The sequence below is a fragment of the uncultured Tenacibaculum sp. genome (assembly GCF_947502995.1).
GTDB lineage: Bacteria > Bacteroidota > Bacteroidia > Flavobacteriales > Flavobacteriaceae > Polaribacter.
Window position 1 is genome coordinate 1 of sequence record NZ_CANNBW010000036.1, and the last position, 16,986, is coordinate 16,986.

A 16,986-nucleotide genomic window follows, 5' to 3' on the forward strand; every position below is an offset into this window, starting at 1 on the left:
AGTTCGCTTTTTCTTGGATTCATTGTTATTCATAAAATAAGTCTAAATTGTGTAAACTTATTTCAGGACGGGACACTTTAAATTAAAAAGCCTCCATATTTTTGGAGGCTTTTTTTATTGTCTTAAAAATCGAACAGTCGTTATTTTTCCGTTGTTAACTTCATAAATAGCTACAGTTTTAAAACTTTTACCATTAATGGTAACGCGTTCTTCATCGATAACTTTATTTCCTTTTATAATACGATTCAAAATTTTACAGTTTAAATCTTTTACACTATTAAACATTGGACCATACACTAGTTTCATTTTCTCTTTTCCTTGATAATTCAACTTATCTAAATAAGTGTAAACTTTTACATCTTCGCTAAAAGTTGCTAAAAACTTTTTTAAATCTCTATTATTATAAGCTTCTAATTGCTTTTGTACAACATGTCTTGGAGATTCTTCAGCAACAATAGCTAGTCGAGTTCCGTCTTTGTTAACTGTAATTCTAGAGATATTATTAATTTCTTCATTTGTAAACCTATGGAATAAAGACCAGCCTTGATCTTTCTTAGGATGATATTTAAAAATTACATTTTTATTAGGAATTAATAAAGTTCCATCAGGAAGCCAGCACATATCCTGATTTTCCATAATATTTGTAATAGATTTTTTCTCTAAAGTTTTAGGATTTAACGACCAAACTTGCCATACTTGATCACTTTTTTTTGTAAAACTGACTAAATCTGAATTAGGTATTTTATGGAATGATCTCCCTACATTTTTAATAATTGCTGTATTCTTTTGAGTTTTTATGTCTGTTACATTTAATTCTAAAGAATCGTTAACAATTGCAGAAGAAACTAAAGTGTTTTCATCAAACCAAACTGGGTAAGCAACAACTAAATTCTTAATAAGTTCTTTGTCTTTACCTGTATTAAAATCATATTCATAAAAACGTTGTTTTCCATCTTTATCTAACCTTACAGCAGATACATTTTTTGAATTAGGAATACGTTGAGGCGAATATTCACCTCCTTTTGGTGTATTATTTATAAAAGTAATTTTTCCAGTTCTAATATTGTACTTGGCAATATCCGTTTGTTTATTTCTTGTAGAAGAAAATAAGATTGTATTCTCATCATAAAAATGAGGTTGATTATCGTAATCTTTGTTATTAGAAATGTTTTTACCGTTAGAAACTACCCAATCTTTCCCTTGCTTTTGAATATCAAATAAATGCACTTCTGTATTAGCTTGAGCAAATGAAAAAAATGGAAGAAAGAATAAGATTAACTTTTTCATGAAAGTGATTTAAAGAGTTAAAGGTAATAAAACTCATGTCAATACCGAAATTAGGGCTACAATTGAAATAAAATAACTTCAGTTTGGATTTATAATTTCATGTTAATTTATATTAATATAATATTACAAATACTGTAGATATAATTTTTAATAGTAATTTCGTCGCCCAAATTTATTGAAGATATGAGGTTTTTTAAAATAGGATTCGCATCATTATTAGCATTTTCTTTATTCATTACTTGTCGTACTAATGAAGTAAAAAAAGTAGAAAAAGAAATAGCTCAAAGTCAAATTAATTCAACGAATAAAAAGGATGAATTAGTTACTTCTTTTAAAGAGTGGAAAAAAAATCCTGTTCCTTTAATTAGTGCGCATAGAGGAGGACCATATCCTGGTTTTCCTGAGAATTCTATTGAAACTTTTGCCAATATAGTTCATCATACATCTACTGTAATTGAGTGCGATGTGGCAATGAGTAAAGATAGTGTACTTGTATTAATGCATGATAGAAATTTAGATAGAACTACTACTGGTAAAGGACCTATTAAAGAAGCTTATTTTAAAGATTTACAAGAATTAAAATTAGTAGATAATGGAGGTAAAAAAACTGAATTTAAAATACCAACATTAGATAAAGTTTTAGAGTGGGGTAAAGGTAAAGTATTATTTACACTAGATATTAAAAGAGGTGTTCCTTTTGCTAAAGTTTTAGAAATGGTTGAAAAACATAATGCGACTGATTATGCGGCTATTATTACTTATAGAATTCAAGATGCAAAATTAGTTCATGATTTAAACAAAGAAGTAATGATTTCTGTTTCAGCAAGAGATGAAGGAGCTTTAGAACAAATAGAAAAAGCAAATTTACCAGCAGATAAACTATTAGGTTTTGTAGGAACAAGACAGCCAGATCTTTCTCATTACAATAGTTTAAGAGAAAAAGGAATTAAAACAATTTTAGGAACATTAGGGAATTTAGATAAAAGTGCTATAGCTAAAGGTAACGATGAAGTATATTTAACATATATAAAAAACGGAGCTAATATTATAGCAACAGATCGTCCTTTAGAAGTAGCAAAAGTTTTAAAAACAAGTTCGAAAAAATAAAATATTAGTTTAAAGTTTTTAAATACTCCGAAGGTAAACTTCCAGTATGTTTTTTAAAAGCTTTTCTAAAAGAATCAGAACTTTTGTAACCTAATTCTTTAGTTAAGCTTTCTATACTATATGATTTATAACGCTTATCTTGAGAAAGTTTTTCAAGAATATATTCAATTCTTAAAGTATTGATATAGTCATTAAAACTTTTTTTATGATGAGCGTTTATTGCTTTAGATAAATAAGTTGTGTTTGTGTTTATTTTTTTAGCAGTATTGTAAGCATTGCAGTTTAAACTCAAATAAAAGTTTTCTTTTTCTAGAAGTTCTAAATTTCCAATAATCTCAATCATAGTTTCTTTTTTTAGTATAGAACTTTTTTTATGATTGGTTACTTTTTTATGTAATACGTTATTTTTTTTCCTTTTGAAAAGGAAAGAGATGGTAGTAATAAGACAAAGCAGAGAGAAGATTATTTGATAAATAATTTTAGTTGTATTTCTATAACTTGTTTTTGTTTCATTTTGTTTTTCAAATTCAATTTGAAATTTTTCATTTTCACGTTTAGTAATATGGCTCGAGATAGAATCTGTTATAGTATTTAATTGATTAGAAGCTTCTATATGATCTTTATAATATTTGTTAGAAGTTTTATAATTTCCAACTTCACCATAAGCATTAGCTAATAGATTTAATTCAGATTTGGTCCAAGGATTAACTTTTTGATTAGTTTTAAAATAACTGAAACTTTCTAAAATTTTTATAGAACCATTATAGTCACCCAATAGATAGAGTATATCTGCTTCTATACCTTTGTTATAAAAATCTAAAGGTTGTTGTCTTGCACTATCTAGATATATTTTCGATTTTTCAAACTTTTTATTTCTTCCAGCGATGTAAGCTTCCATCAAGTACATTTTTACATAAGCTAGTTTATTTTTACTTTTTTTTATATGTTTTTTATGTAATGTTTGATATTTAGTTAAAGTGTCTAATTCAAATTCTTTATTGTGTTTATAAAATCTAAAAATTAGTTCTGTAATTTCTATTTGTATTAAGTTAATGTCTTTCTCAATTGTATAAGGAATATTTGTAGTACAAAGTCGATCATATAACTCTTTAATTCTTTTGAGTCCCAAAGATTCATAAAGTGTATAACATAAAACATAATCTGCATAAAGTTGAGCTTTAGCTTCGATAATTAAATCGTTTTCCTCTTTTGCTAGAATACTACTAATTTCAAATTTTGTTAAAGCCTTTTTCCAGTTACCTTTATAAAAATGACAAAAAGCTTCAAGTAGTTCTAACTTGGCTAAGTACGGATAATTAATTATATAGTTTGTAGACGTTATGTAGCTTTTATATGCGTTTACATTTTTTAAATTATCCTCAAAACTCAAACTTTTCATAACAATAATCGTTTTTAAAAAATGAAAGTCATTTTTTAAAGATTGATTGTTTGTTTTATCAATTTTTTTCCAAAGTTCTTGTAATTCATTTTGAACATAAAAATTGTCTCCAGCAAGAATTCTTAGTTTATAAGTATGAATTAATTCATGTAAAGATTTTCCTGTTAGTGATTCGAATGATACAGAAGAAGTTTGAGCAAATCCTAAATTATATGTAAGAACTAATACAATCGTTAGAACGAAGTTTTTCATAGAAATTTTTAAGGTTAATTAGGCGTAAAATACTCAAATTTTAAAATATAAAAACCTGAAAAAATAAAGATTCACCTAAATTTATAAATATAGGTTTCACTAAATATGGCGATAGAACTATTGTATTTACTGAGATTAAGAGATTTAACTTGCCTAAATTTATAAAACTATGCATGTACTTTTTGTAAACCTTAAATAGTTGATTTTTCTTTGAATCGAAAAGGAAATTATTGCAAGACATTCCCAACATTATTTTTCGCGAAAAAAGACATTAATAACCTCGTGTCTTTAAAATAAGTGAGGTTCTCATTTTAAACTAAAGATTATAAAAATGAAAAAATCAATATTAAACTTAGGAAAAGCATTAAGCAAAGAAAGTCAACAACAAATAAAAGGAGGGAAATTAGAAATAGGATCAGGCGTAGCTAAATGGGTATGGTGTAAATGTCATGATGGACAAAAGTATTTTGTAGGAGCTTCTACTTTTCAAAATAAAGTAGATGCTTATGTGAAACAATGTCAAAATGATGGAGGAGAGCCAATTATAGAAACAACATATTTTTAAAACAAATAAAAATGAAAAAATCAATATTAACTTTAGGAAAATTAATAAGTAAGGAATCTCAGAAAGAGATAAAAGGAGGTTTACGCCATTTCTATGGTCACGAATGTAAGCAACATGGAGATTGTACTAATCAAGATTATGATGTCTCTTTATGTTGTTCTGGTGTTTGTGTTAATGCATTTCTAGAAGAACATTTACAAGGTTTAACTTGTTTACATTAAACTTAAAAGAGAAGCTTTAAGCTTCTCTTTTTGTATTCTAATAATTAAATTATTCTAAACCAGTAATTCTAAACTCTGCATAGTCAAGTTCTTCTCCACCAGCATCTGTAACATTAACAGTAGCAAGAAATTCCATATCAATTACGTTATCACTTTCTGTAAAGTTTACAGTACTACTTTCAAAAATGAACAAACCGTCTTTATCTTGTCCTTGATAAGTTAACATAATTAAATCTTCAACAGTTTCAGAACCTCCGTCGTTAGGAGTAACTTTAGATGATATAATAACATCTTTCATTTCTAACTTTAAGTAAGGATATTTTGGGTTTCCTTTTAAAGCTACTTTCATTGTAAAAGTTTCTCCATCTTTATTAATTCTTAATTCAGGTTTTGAGATAGAGATTAATTCATTAATTGGAGTTCCAGAAACAGTAATAGTTTCAATGTAAGTGCTTCCAATTTGTTTTCCTTCTTTGTTTTTATCGATCGAGGTCAATGTTAATTTTTTACCAAGAAACTCTGCAGGTAAACTAAAAACTTTACTTTCAAATTTTTTAATTATACCTCTTTTATGTTGTTTTTTAGGATATAATTCGATGATTACGGTAGAGCTTTTGTCTTCATCACGACTAATTTTCATCGCTATAGTAGCAATGTTAGAATTCATTTCATTAGTATGAATATTGGTAATGATTTGATAACTCATATCTAATCTTTGGTTTATTCTCATCTTACGTAATCTTGATATACGCAGTTTTGGTTGTTCTTTTAAGTTATCAGTTTCAGATATGTATTTTTGGGTTAAATCTTCTTTTACAGATTTCTTTTGAATTTCTTCGTTTTCATTGATGAGTTCTTCAACTTCATTTTCATTACAACTCATAAACATGTTCAACAAAAGGAAAAAAGAAATTAATTTAATAATAGTTTTCATAAATAAAGATATTGCATTAACATTACAAATATGATTTGATTTTGTTAATACAATATTTAGACATTGCTGAACTTTATTTTTTAGCTTTTAAAAATATGTTTTTGATTGCTAAAGTTTTATTCTATTCTTGGTGAGATAATGTATTTATGAGTTTTAGTTTAAAAAAACTGATATACATCATAAAAACTTGATGTAAGTTAATGAATATAAGTTTGTTTTCTACTTTATATAAATTATATATTCATTGCCCCTTGAAATACTTTTTTATAGCTTTTGCTTACTCTAAAAACTGCTTTACTATCTGTCATTTTTACATCCATTTCTCCGTAATTTGAAGAGATGATTTCTTCAATATAATTAGAATTAATTATGGTAGATCTGTGAATTCTCACAAAAGCGCTAGAGTTTAATCGTCTGATAATACTTGATAAAGATTCGCGAAGAAGATATTTTTTCTTATCGTCTGTATATATTTCTATGTAATAACCAGATGCTATTATATATTTAATAGAATTAATAGTAATTAAAAAGATTTTATTCCCCGATTTTACAGATATTTTACCGTTAGTAATACTTTTTTTCTTTTCAATAACAGACATAATATTTTTCATGTTTACACTTAAAAGTTTTTCTCTTCTCTTGTAATCTAAAACTTTATATAAACATCTTAAAAATCGATCATCTTTATAAGGTTTTAAGATATAATCGAAAGCTAAATAATCGAAAGCTTTATATGCAAATTCATCATGTTTAGTAATAAAAATAAAAATAGGTTTTTTTGACAGTAAAGTGTGATCAATAACATCAAAACCAGAAATATCTTGTAAAGTAGTTTCAAGAAAAACAATATCAGGTTCTAATAGATTAATTTCTTTAATAGCTTCAGTTCCATTAGCAAAACTTCCAACAATATCTATTGATGAATGATTGTTTATTAAAGTCTGAATTTTAACTCTATCTGAATTTTTACTATCAATAATAATAGCTGAAATATCCATAGGCATTTAATAATTAACAAGAAGAATTATCTAAATAATAAGAACCATGGCTCGTAAAAGCGCATACATAGATTTTCATTTCAAATAAAGAATAGGCAATTTTTTTGGTAATTTTTATACAGATTGTTCTACTTCAGTTAGCAAATGTTTTTTAGTTATATTAAAACGAATTTAACGAAAGATTAGTATAATAATAAGTTAAATTGAGTGAACTGTCTTTTTTATGCAATAAACTATACTTTTTATTGAGTGAATGAAATTTTGAGTTACAAGAAGAATTGATAAATTTAGTTATTTAACATAAACAGAATAAGAAACTATAATTTCATTATTTAGTTTTTATAATACCAAAAAGGAATCTCAATTATATTTTCAGTAACCTCAGATTCATCTTTTTTAGAAAAGTTAATTCTTGTAACCCTCAAATTGTGTTTTCCTTCTGGTATATTTTTTAAAGGAAGAATGGTTTCAAAACCTAATAAATCGTTCACTTTAGTAGCAATAAAATCAGTTTCAATTTTTGTGTCATCAATCATCAGATTATATACTTTTTTGAAAGTATTTAAATATTCTGTTTGTAAAGAATTTAAATCTTCCTTTCTTTTTGCTCTTCGAATAGTTATTATCTTACTTTTCATTCCTCGAGAATCTTTTTCAGGAACTAAAGTTTTATTCTTTTTTAGAATAATATTTTCAATTCTACTATTGTATACAATAAATACTTTTAAGTAAGTATCATTTACAATTCTAGATTGTATAGCAACATCTCTTACAAAATCATCGTCTTCCAGTAAATTAAGATAGTTGTTTTTGTATGCGTAATTTGTATTAGATCGAGTGTAGTTATCAAAAAAATTAGATTGAGTATTTTCAATAGTACTTACAGTAATTATTAGTAAATAAACTGGAATTAAGAAAAATAAGATACGTTTTCCGAATTTATTATCTAAAAAATTATAAACTAAATGTCTATATAAAAAAGATAAAGTTATAATACTAAAGAATCTATAAATTGGAAAATATAAAGTTGAAGTCCACTTTTTCTTTTTTAAACCACCTTGAGTTATAAAATCAATGAAAACAATAAGTCCACCTGTTATTATTGTAAATATTATACTACCACCAATTACTTCTTGGGTATATGTTGGTTCACTAGTCGGACTAAATAAAAAACCAATAACTATTCCAGGGATAATTATACATATGAAGAAGGCTAAAAAATAGAATAGTACGATAAATGTTAAAGCAAAAATTATACTGCATAAATCTTCTAAGTTAGAAACATATTTGTCGTACGGACCTACTTTTTTTTCTAAATATTTAGTGAATTTTTTACTGTAGTTTAGTTTGTCGTAATCTATTTCTCCAGAAATATATCGTAAACCAATAGCTCCAATCCAAATACCTCTTAAGATTACATGAATAATAAGGTTTAAAATAAGTATAGAACTGAATATTAATAATACGAAGTAGAAAAATTCATAAGGACTATCTACTGCACCAGCTTCTCTAAATCTTTTCCTAAGTGGAAAATAAGCATTGAATAAACCTAATACAGCAAAACCAGAAATTAATAATTCCAATTGCCAACTTTCTTGTTGGAGTTTATCTAACCATTGTTTAAACTTGATACTAGTGTAATTACTTTTCATAGTTTTTATAGATTAGTATTGGTTTAGGTCGCAATGTTACAAAAAAACTTTATTATGATTATTCTTTATAATGAAGTGTTGAGTTTTTGAGATAATAAAAGTTTAGAAATTAAAAATCCCTTTCTTTACTATTATAAAGAAAGGGATAAAAGATAAAAAAATGATCTTTATTCTTTTATGAACTTTTTAATTGCTACTCTATTGTTAGTTGCTTTTATCTTTATTAAATAAAGACCTTTAGCCAATGTCGTAACATCTATATCATTAGTTTTTTTCTTAGTTATAATTTCTTTACCTATTGAGTTAACTATAGTAACTTTTTGTATTTCTGAAAAATCTTTAGTTCTAATCGTTAGGTGATCTGTAACAGGATTTGGATACAGTACTATTTGATTGTTAAACTCTTCATCATTAATACTAGCTGTAGTAGATTTTAAATTTTCATCGAAAACTTTAACTATCGTTCCATCACCTCTATTTACGATATACATATTTCCAAGAAGATCTACTTCTAAGTGCCTTGGTTCATTTAAATCAGTAGTAACATAATCTTCAGAAGTATTATCTGAAGGATTGTATTTAATTATTTTATTTCCTGAAGTGAAATATACAATATCATTAACAACAGCTACACCATAAATAATTTTACTGCCTCTTGTAATTTCTGTTTTATTTCCGCTTTGAGTTACTTTAAAAAGTTTTTTATCACTTCTGTCAGCAATATATGCATTTCCATTAGAATCAAAATCGATACCTGCAACAGCAAAGAAGCCGTTAGTAAAAATTGTTACATTTTTATTACTATCAACTTTATAAACATCTCCCAAATCAGAAGTGTAGTATAAAGCATTATCATAAAAAGTTACTCCATTAGGTTTTTTATTAAAAGCATCTACATATTCAGAAAGATTACCTGCTGTATCAGATATTAAAATATCATCTATAAAACCTTGGGAAACGAATAACTGATTGTTTTTGTTAAAGGAAATATCATTAAGTCTAAAATCAGATGATGCGAATTCTGTACTATTTCCATTAGTGTCAATTTTAAAAATTTTCCCTGAATTATATTCCGAAACAAATACTTCATTATTAGAGTTAATTCCAATTCCTTCTAATGAAGTAAAACCAGTAGCAAAGACTTCAATGTCTAAATTAAATTTCTTACTGAAAAGAGCTGTTACAGTTTTATCCGCATCCATTGTAATAGTTAATGGATTTGTGTTTCCTGAAGCATCACCTGACCAACCATCAAATTGATATCCAGCATTTGGTGTTGCTGTTAATTCTACATCAGTTCCAAAATCGTAAGTTCTAGAAGTTGGAGTTACAGGATTTCTAGTAATAGTTCCATTTGTTGCATTCGTAGTTAACATATGCTGAATTTTACTGAAAATAGCTGTTATAGTTTTATCCGCATCCATTGTAATTGTTAATGGATTTATATTTCCTGAAGCATCACCCGACCAACCATCAAATTGATATCCAGCATTTGGTGTTGCTGTTAATTCTACATCAGTTCCAAAATCATAAGTTCCAGAAGTTGCAGTTACAGGATTTCTAGTAATAGTTCCATTTGTTGCATTTGTTGTAGTTAACGTATGTTGAATTTTACTGAAAATAGCTGTTATAGTTTTATCCGCATCCATTGTAATTGTTAATGGATTTATATTTCCTGAAGCATCACCCGACCAACCATCAAATTGATATCCAGCATTTGGTGTTGCTGTTAATTCTACATCAGTTCCAAAATCATAAGTTCCAGAAGTTGGAGTTACAGGATTTCTAGTAATAGTTCCATTTGTCGCATTTGTAGTTAAGGTATGTTGAATTTTACTGAAAAGAGCTGTTATAGTTTTGTCAGTATCCATTGTAATAGTTAATGGATTTGTATTTTCAGTAGCATCACCTGACCAACCATCAAATTGATATCCAGCATTTGGCATTGCTGTTAAGATAACAGAACTATTTTTTGTAAATAAACCATTTGTATAATCAGGATTGGTAGTAATAGTACCATTATTGGATATAATATTTAGTTTGTTTACAGAAGAACAATCTTCACTAAAGTTAGTATTATCATCAATTTTTGTCCAGTTAGTTTGACTGTAAGTAACATTGTCTACAGTTACACAGCTTAAAGTAGAAGTACCTGATGTATCAAAATCTACAATATTAGTATTATTGGCATTAGCTATATTTAGACTTTCTAAAGAACTAAATCTTGATCTGAAAATTATTAAGTTAGGATTTTGAGAAAGATCGATGCTTTTAAGCTCTATATTATTAGTAGTTAAAATTTCTAATTTTTTGTTAGCGGTTAAATTTAAGTCTTTAAGTTTATTAGCAGACAAGTCTATACTGATTAAATTGGTATTTTTAGTTATATCAATTTCTGTTATTTTAGTAAAAATTAAAGTTAGTCTTTCTAAAAGAATGTTATTTTGTAGATTAATATTTTTCAAAAGATTAGAAGAAACATTTAATCTAGTTAATTCGGTATTAGATACTAAGTTTAAATCTTCTATAGAATTTTGGTTTATATATAACCTAGATAATTTAACATTATTTGTTAGGTTAATATTAGTTAGTAAATTTTTAGCAACATTTAGCTCTTGTAACTCTACTAAATTAGATAGATTTAAATTTTCAATTTGATTATCATCACAAGATAAATCTCTTATGGATATATTTTTAGAAACATCTAGACTAGAAAGTTTGTTTCTTGATAAATTTAATCTCTCTAATTTATTGTTTTTAGATAAATCTATAGAAGTTAGATTATTTTTAAACAACCTCAGAGATGTTATTTCAGTGAAATATTCAATACCAATTAAGGAGTTTATTTCCTTTTCACTAGCGTCTATTTGTTTAGTAAATTCAGCTTCTGCTAATTGAATTTCACCATCTTCGTTTAGGTCAATTTTAGGATTATGATTCAATAAGGCATTTTTAAAATTAGCATCTGGAATGTTTACTACAGGTGCTTGAAAAGTACTACAGTCCGTACTATAGCTAGTAGTAACTTTTTTTATCCAATTAATATTATTCTCAGCAAATTCAACATTATCAACTTGAACACAAATCAAGGGAGTAGAACGAAGATCTAATGAAGTCAGATTGATATTATTTCCATTAGAAATATTTAAACTTGTTAGGAAAGAATTATCTCTACATTGTAATCTTGTAAGGTTATTATTTTTAGAAAGATCTAATGATTTAATAAAAGTATTTCTACAGTCTAAAGTAATTAATTCTGGTTTATTGGTAAGATCTAATTCAGTTAATCCAACTGCAAAACAGGTTAAATATTTTAATTTAGTATTTTCAGATATATTCAGTGCTACTAATTTTTTGTTTCGTGAAATTTCTAAACGAACCAAATTAATATTACTTTTTAAGTCTAAACGATTTAAATCAGTACCACTACAAACTAGATCTCTAATATTTACAAATGCTTCTATTCCAGTTAAATCAGTAATATCACTTGAATTAAAAGACAGACTTGTAATATTTTCTGCCTCAGAAACTTGTATTTCTCCATCACCATTAGTATCGATAGTAGTTTGATAATTTAATAGAGCATTTTTAAAATTTGCATCTGGAATGTTTACAATTTGTGCATTAATGGAAAAAGTAATGCTCAATAAAAGCAATAAAGTGTAAATTTTTTTCATTGAATGGGATTAATTTTAAAAGGCGCAAAAGTAATCAATTAACTGAATATTAAAGTTCTTGTTTGTGGTAAAGGATATACTTTTTATAAAAAGTATAAAGCAATAAAAAAATCTCTTCGTTATTCACAAAGAGATTTTTATAGTTTTATAAAAGTTTTAACCTTATTTAATTAAACTATAAGAACGTTTAATAAAGTTTGTTAATTCTTCACCATGTAATAAGTTCTGAGATAATTTAGCTAAATCAAAAGCTTGAGAAATTAATTCTTTTTGTTTTGATTCATCGGCATTTAAAATATCAGATACCAATTCATGATTTGTATTTACTACAAGGTTATACATTTCTGGCATATTACCCATTCCCATCATTCCGCCACCACCAGTAGCACTCATTTCTTTCATTCTACGCATAAATTCAGGAACAGTAATTAAGAAAGGAGAAGCAGAAGAATCCATAGCTTCTAACTGAACAGTATAACTAGTATTGTTTACAGCACCTTCTATAACTGGTTTTAATTTCTCTTTTTCTTCATCAGAAAGTTTAGAAATTACAGTGTCATCTTTCTTTATTAAATTATCTACATGATCTGCATCTACACGCTTAAATTGTAATTTAGCATCGCCAGAAGACGTTTCTAATTTTTGCATTAAATGCGAAACAATTGGAGAGTCTAATAATAGAACTTCATATCCTTTTGCTTTAGCGTCTTCAATGTAACTGTGCTGAGCATCTTTATTAGCTGCGTATAAAATGATATGATTTCCATCTATATCAGTTTGAGAATCTTTTGTTTTCTCAACTAACTCTTCGTAAGTAAAGAAAGTATCATTAACAGTAGGATATAAGGCAAACTTCTTAGCTTTATCGAAGAATTTATCTTCAGATAACATACCATACTCAATAATTACCTTAATATCGTTCCATTTTTGTTCGAAATCTTCACGATCTTTTTTGAATAAAGAAGAAAGTTTATCAGCTACTTTTTTAGTAATGTAACCAGAAATTTTCTTTACAGCTCCATCTGCTTGTAAATATGAACGAGAAACGTTTAATGGAATATCCGGAGAATCAATAACTCCTTTTAGCATTTGTAAGAAATCAGGAACAATTCCTTCTACGTTATCTGTTACAAATACTTGGTTTTGGTATAACTGAATTTTATCCTTTTGAATATCCATATTTTGAGATAAACGAGGGAAATATAAAATACCAGTTAAGTTAAATGGATAATCAACATTTAAGTGAATATTGAATAAAGGTTCTTCGAATTGCATTGGGTACAATTCTCTGTAGAAGTTTTTATAATCTTCATCTTCTAAATCAGCAGGCTTTTTTGTCCAAGCCGGATTTGTATTGTTGATGATGTTATCAACTTCTTTTGTTTCTGGTTTAGCATCTTCAGCAGCACCTTCAGGTAATGGTAACGTTTCAGTCTTAGTTCCGAATTTAATTGGAATTTGGTTGAAACGATTGTATTTCGTTAATAATCCAGAGATTTTAGAATCTTCTAAGAAATCTTTTTCATCTTCAGAAATATGAAGAATAATTTCAGTTCCTCTTTCTGTTTTATCATGTACTTCTAAAGTATATTCAGGAGAACCATCACAAGTCCAATGAGCAGCAGCTTCTTCTTTAAAAGACTTTGTAATTATTTCAACTTTATCTGCAACCATAAATGCAGAGTAGAAACCTAATCCGAAGTGACCAATTACACCAGTTTCATTATTAGAATCTTTATACTTTTCTAAAAATTCTTCAGCACCAGAAAAAGCGATCTGATTGATGTATTTTTCAACTTCTTCCGCTGTCATACCTAAACCTTGGTCTATAATATGAAGCGTTTTATTTTCTTTATCAATCTTAATTTCTATTTGTGGATTACCATATTCAACTTTAGCTTCTCCAATAGAAATTAAATGTTTTAGTTTAGTTGTTGCATCTGTAGCATTTGAAATTAACTCACGTAAGAAAATTTCATGATCTGAATACAAGAATTTTTTAATTAGCGGGAAAATATTTTCCACCGATACATTAATACTTCCTTTACTCATAATAATATGTGTTTGATTTTTTATTCTAAATTTTCAAGGTAAGCTTGTCAAAAAAAATACCAAAGGTTTAAAAAATGTCAGGTTGACAGTAACTTATTTTTAGACTTCAAAGAATTGTTAAATAAGATAGAAGCAAACAAACCGATTAAAGAACTTACTAAGAAGAAAATAAATAAATACTGATATGCTAAAGTTCCTCCAACTTCATCTAAATAATATCCTTCTATTGGTCCTAAAAAAACGTCTGGTGAGAAACCAACCACAGATAAAATACCAACAACTGTACCTGTCATGGTAATTGGAATTTTGGCTTCTTCTAAAACTGTAAAATATAAAACTCTTAATGTGTAAACTCCAATTAAGGAACTCACTAATGGTAACATAAGTGTAAAATGAGGAATGTTAATGTTTAGAACAAAAAACAAACTACCTAAAGCCATAATTGAAAACCCAATAATTAACCATTTAGAAGGATTAGCATTTTTAGCAAAGAAAATAACCAGCACACAAATGACAGGTCGTATATAAGAAATAAAGGTACCTAACTCAGCTGATTCTCTAGAATTATAGCCATATACATCACTCGCATACTGAGTAAAAATATCTGCAATTCTAAAACCGATATATGAAGTTAATACTATTATCATTAATATCCATATAACAGGATATCGTAAAGCTTTTTCAATATTATATTGATGTTTGTTATTGGTCTTAATTTTAGCATGTTCACCAAAACTTGGCAGTAATAACATTAAAAAAGCAACTAACATAACTAGAGATGAGGTAATTAGGTAAACTTTATTCATTGCATCTTGCAAAAAAAGTTTAGAATAACTTTCTTCAGTTATTGAAGATAATATTACTACTCCTATGGTACCGATTAAAGCAGCTACAATACCTCTTCCTCCTTCTAATAATCCAAATCCAAGAACTTGATCGCTTTTCCCTCCCCATAAACGAGTTGCTTTTACTAATGGCGACCAAAACAAGAAAATAGTGGTGAATCCCCAATAAATGTACAACAAATATAAAGTAGATAAAGAAGGGTAATATACCCAAGTAAAACCACCTAAGCTTGTTAAAAATAAAGCAATACTCATTAAGTATTTCAATTGAAACTTATCAGATAAAAGTCCTCCGAAAAAATAAGAAATCATAGCAGTAACACCATAGAGTGTGTAACAAATACCAATATCTTTATTAGTAATTTCAAAAGCATTTAAAAACGTAGGTCTAAAAATACGTAACAGAACAAAAGGCAATGCATAAATAATTTCAGCAGCTAAAATCAAAAAAATAATTTGTATTGCTTTTTTGTTGTTCATTAAAGTAGTTTAATAAAAGTTTTTTAACTATGTTTTGTTAGTATCTGAAAATTGAGGCGAAGTTTAAAGGTAAAAAAAATTAAGTAAATCAATAGCTTTTAATTTTTATAAAGTGTAATTCATAATCATTCTACTGACATGATGGCATTTTACTAATTTTGTTTTTTATCATTTTTGTACAAAAATGATAAAATTCATACTTTTACGGGCTTTTAATTTGCAAACAACTAAATTATAACTTTATATATGTATAGTTCAAAAATTACGGGTTTAGGATATTATGTTCCTGAAAATGTTGTTACTAATGACGACTTAACCCAATGGATGGAGACAAGTGATGAATGGATTCAAGAGCGAACAGGAATTAAAGAACGTCGTTGGATAGACCCTAAAACTGAAGATACTACAGCTGTTATGGGAGCAAAAGCTGCTAGAATAGCTATTGAAAGAGCTGGGTTAACTAAAGATGATATCGATTTTATCATTTTTGCAACTTTAAGTCCAGATATGTATTTCCCAGGTGGGGGAGTACAAATTCAAGACATGTTAGATATGCCAACAATTGGTGCATTAGATGTACGTAATCAATGTTCTGGATTTATTTACTCTTTATCTGTAGCAGATCAGTTTATTAAAACAGGTATGTATAAAAACATTCTTGTTATTGGTGCTGAAAATCATTCTGGAGGTTTAGAGAAATCAACAAGAGGTAGAGGAGTTACTGTAATTTTTGGAGATGGAGCAGGAGCAGCAGTTTTATCTAGATCAGAAGAGAAAGGAAAAGGTATTTTATCTTCTCATTTGCATTCTGAAGGTAAGCATGCAAAAGAACTAGCTTTAATTGGACCCTCAACAAATCGTTGGGTTCCAGAAATTATAGAAGCAAATGATCCTGAAGATGCTTCTTATTTCCCACATATGAATGGTCAGTTTGTATTTAAACATGCCGTTGTTCGTTTTTCTGAAGCTATTATAGAAGGATTAACAGCAAATGGTTTACAGAAAGATGATATTGATATGTTAATTCCTCACCAAGCAAACTTAAGAATAGCTCAATTTATTCAAAAGAAGTTTGAATTATCTAACGATAAGGTGTACAATAACATTATGCGTTATGGTAATACTACAGCAGCTTCTATTATTATAGCTTTAACTGAAGCATGGGAAGAAGGAAAAATCAAGGAAGATGATTTAGTTGTTTTAGCAGCCTTTGGTAGTGGATTTACTTGGGGATCAGTTGTGATTCGTTGGTAAACAACAATAAATTGTGTCGTCCTAAAATAGGTTGACAGTTTAAAAAAATATATTTAAACCAGAGAAGCTAGCTTCTCTGGTTTTTTGTTGTGTATAAAATTAGGAGTTTTCATATTCAAACTCAAGTGCGGTCTCAGATTATTATAAACCTGTATTGATTGTTTAATGAGTTTTTTCAATTCCTTACCTGTATTACATTTATAAATTAAAAATTCATGTTTCAAGATTCCATTGATTCTTTCTGCTAAATCATTTTGATAACA

The 16,986-nt window shown here is 27.4% G+C and carries 13 protein-coding genes; 4 read left to right on the forward strand and 9 right to left on the reverse strand.

Going from position 1 to position 16,986, the window contains the following annotated elements:
- Positions 1–114: 114 nt before the first annotated feature.
- The gene (locus Q1A46_RS20215; protein WP_299683366.1) at positions 115–1,287 is read right to left on the reverse strand and encodes a nuclear transport factor 2 family protein; all 1,173 of its coding nucleotides are present in this window, start codon (positions 1,285–1,287) and stop codon (positions 115–117) included.
- Between the two features lie 183 nt (positions 1,288–1,470).
- Here Q1A46_RS20215 and Q1A46_RS20220 point away from each other — a divergent pair, with 183 nt between their 5' ends.
- A complete protein-coding gene (locus tag Q1A46_RS20220; protein ID WP_299683368.1) occupies positions 1,471–2,394 on the forward strand; it encodes a glycerophosphodiester phosphodiesterase family protein in 924 nt (307 codons plus the stop codon).
- A 4-nt stretch (positions 2,395–2,398) separates the two neighbouring features.
- On the opposite strand, the gene Q1A46_RS20225 is transcribed toward Q1A46_RS20220, so the two are convergent.
- Positions 2,399–4,045: an AraC family transcriptional regulator gene (locus Q1A46_RS20225; protein WP_299683370.1), complete on the reverse strand. Its 1,647-nt coding sequence runs from the start codon at positions 4,043–4,045 to the stop codon at positions 2,399–2,401.
- Positions 4,046–4,376: 331 nt separating this feature from the next.
- Here Q1A46_RS20225 and Q1A46_RS20230 point away from each other — a divergent pair, with 331 nt between their 5' ends.
- Both Q1A46_RS20230 and Q1A46_RS20235 read left to right on the forward strand, forming a co-directional pair.
- Positions 4,377–4,610, forward strand: a complete 234-nt coding sequence (locus Q1A46_RS20230) for a hypothetical protein (protein ID WP_299683372.1) — start codon at positions 4,377–4,379, stop codon at positions 4,608–4,610.
- Between the two features lie 11 nt (positions 4,611–4,621).
- Positions 4,622–4,831, forward strand: coding sequence for a hypothetical protein (locus Q1A46_RS20235; protein ID WP_299683374.1), 210 nt, complete (start codon positions 4,622–4,624; stop codon positions 4,829–4,831).
- Positions 4,832–4,880: 49 nt separating this feature from the next.
- On the opposite strand, the gene Q1A46_RS20240 is transcribed toward Q1A46_RS20235, so the two are convergent.
- The 6 genes from Q1A46_RS20240 to Q1A46_RS20265 all read right to left on the reverse strand — a co-directional run bounded on the left by Q1A46_RS20240 (position 4,881) and on the right by Q1A46_RS20265 (position 15,469).
- Positions 4,881–5,765, reverse strand: coding sequence for a hypothetical protein (locus Q1A46_RS20240; protein ID WP_299683376.1), 885 nt, complete (start codon positions 5,763–5,765; stop codon positions 4,881–4,883).
- Between the two features lie 233 nt (positions 5,766–5,998).
- Positions 5,999–6,763, reverse strand: a complete 765-nt coding sequence (locus tag Q1A46_RS20245; protein ID WP_299683378.1) for a LytTR family DNA-binding domain-containing protein — start codon at positions 6,761–6,763, stop codon at positions 5,999–6,001.
- Positions 6,764–7,095: 332 nt separating this feature from the next.
- The gene (locus Q1A46_RS20250; protein ID WP_299683380.1) at positions 7,096–8,415 is read right to left on the reverse strand and encodes a hypothetical protein; all 1,320 of its coding nucleotides are present in this window, start codon (positions 8,413–8,415) and stop codon (positions 7,096–7,098) included.
- Between the two features lie 167 nt (positions 8,416–8,582).
- Positions 8,583–12,092 (reverse strand): T9SS type A sorting domain-containing protein, encoded by a 3,510-nt coding sequence (locus tag Q1A46_RS20255; RefSeq protein ID WP_299683382.1) that lies wholly within the window; start codon positions 12,090–12,092, stop codon positions 8,583–8,585.
- 162 nt (positions 12,093–12,254) lie between these two features.
- On the reverse strand, positions 12,255–14,144 hold the full coding sequence (gene htpG / locus Q1A46_RS20260) for a molecular chaperone HtpG (protein WP_299683384.1): 1,890 nt from the start codon (positions 14,142–14,144) through the stop codon (positions 12,255–12,257).
- 77 nt (positions 14,145–14,221) lie between these two features.
- A complete protein-coding gene (locus Q1A46_RS20265; RefSeq protein ID WP_299683386.1) occupies positions 14,222–15,469 on the reverse strand; it encodes an MFS transporter in 1,248 nt (415 codons plus the stop codon).
- Between the two features lie 246 nt (positions 15,470–15,715).
- Between Q1A46_RS20265 and Q1A46_RS20270 the strand changes: the two genes are divergently transcribed.
- The gene (locus Q1A46_RS20270; RefSeq protein WP_299683388.1) at positions 15,716–16,723 is read left to right on the forward strand and encodes a 3-oxoacyl-ACP synthase III family protein; all 1,008 of its coding nucleotides are present in this window, start codon (positions 15,716–15,718) and stop codon (positions 16,721–16,723) included.
- Positions 16,724–16,776: 53 nt separating this feature from the next.
- Here the strand turns inward: Q1A46_RS20270 and Q1A46_RS20275 are convergent.
- Positions 16,777–16,986: integrase core domain-containing protein (locus Q1A46_RS20275; RefSeq protein WP_299683389.1), on the reverse strand; the 210-nt coding region annotated here is incomplete at its 5' end.

Coding starts and splice junctions, on each gene's coding strand:
- Q1A46_RS20215 (WP_299683366.1), bottom strand. CDS start 1,287: ATGAAAAAGTTAATCTTATTCTTTCTTCCATTTTTTTCATTTGCTCAA.
- Q1A46_RS20220 (WP_299683368.1), top strand. CDS start 1,471: ATGAGGTTTTTTAAAATAGGATTCGCATCATTATTAGCATTTTCTTTA.
- Q1A46_RS20225 (WP_299683370.1), bottom strand. CDS start 4,045: ATGAAAAACTTCGTTCTAACGATTGTATTAGTTCTTACATATAATTTA.
- Q1A46_RS20230 (WP_299683372.1), top strand. CDS start 4,377: ATGAAAAAATCAATATTAAACTTAGGAAAAGCATTAAGCAAAGAAAGT.
- Q1A46_RS20235 (WP_299683374.1), top strand. CDS start 4,622: ATGAAAAAATCAATATTAACTTTAGGAAAATTAATAAGTAAGGAATCT.
- Q1A46_RS20240 (WP_299683376.1), bottom strand. CDS start 5,765: ATGAAAACTATTATTAAATTAATTTCTTTTTTCCTTTTGTTGAACATG.
- Q1A46_RS20245 (WP_299683378.1), bottom strand. CDS start 6,763: ATGGATATTTCAGCTATTATTATTGATAGTAAAAATTCAGATAGAGTT.
- Q1A46_RS20250 (WP_299683380.1), bottom strand. CDS start 8,415: ATGAAAAGTAATTACACTAGTATCAAGTTTAAACAATGGTTAGATAAA.
- Q1A46_RS20255 (WP_299683382.1), bottom strand. CDS start 12,092: ATGAAAAAAATTTACACTTTATTGCTTTTATTGAGCATTACTTTTTCC.
- htpG (WP_299683384.1), bottom strand. CDS start 14,144: ATGAGTAAAGGAAGTATTAATGTATCGGTGGAAAATATTTTCCCGCTA.
- Q1A46_RS20265 (WP_299683386.1), bottom strand. CDS start 15,469: ATGAACAACAAAAAAGCAATACAAATTATTTTTTTGATTTTAGCTGCT.
- Q1A46_RS20270 (WP_299683388.1), top strand. CDS start 15,716: ATGTATAGTTCAAAAATTACGGGTTTAGGATATTATGTTCCTGAAAAT.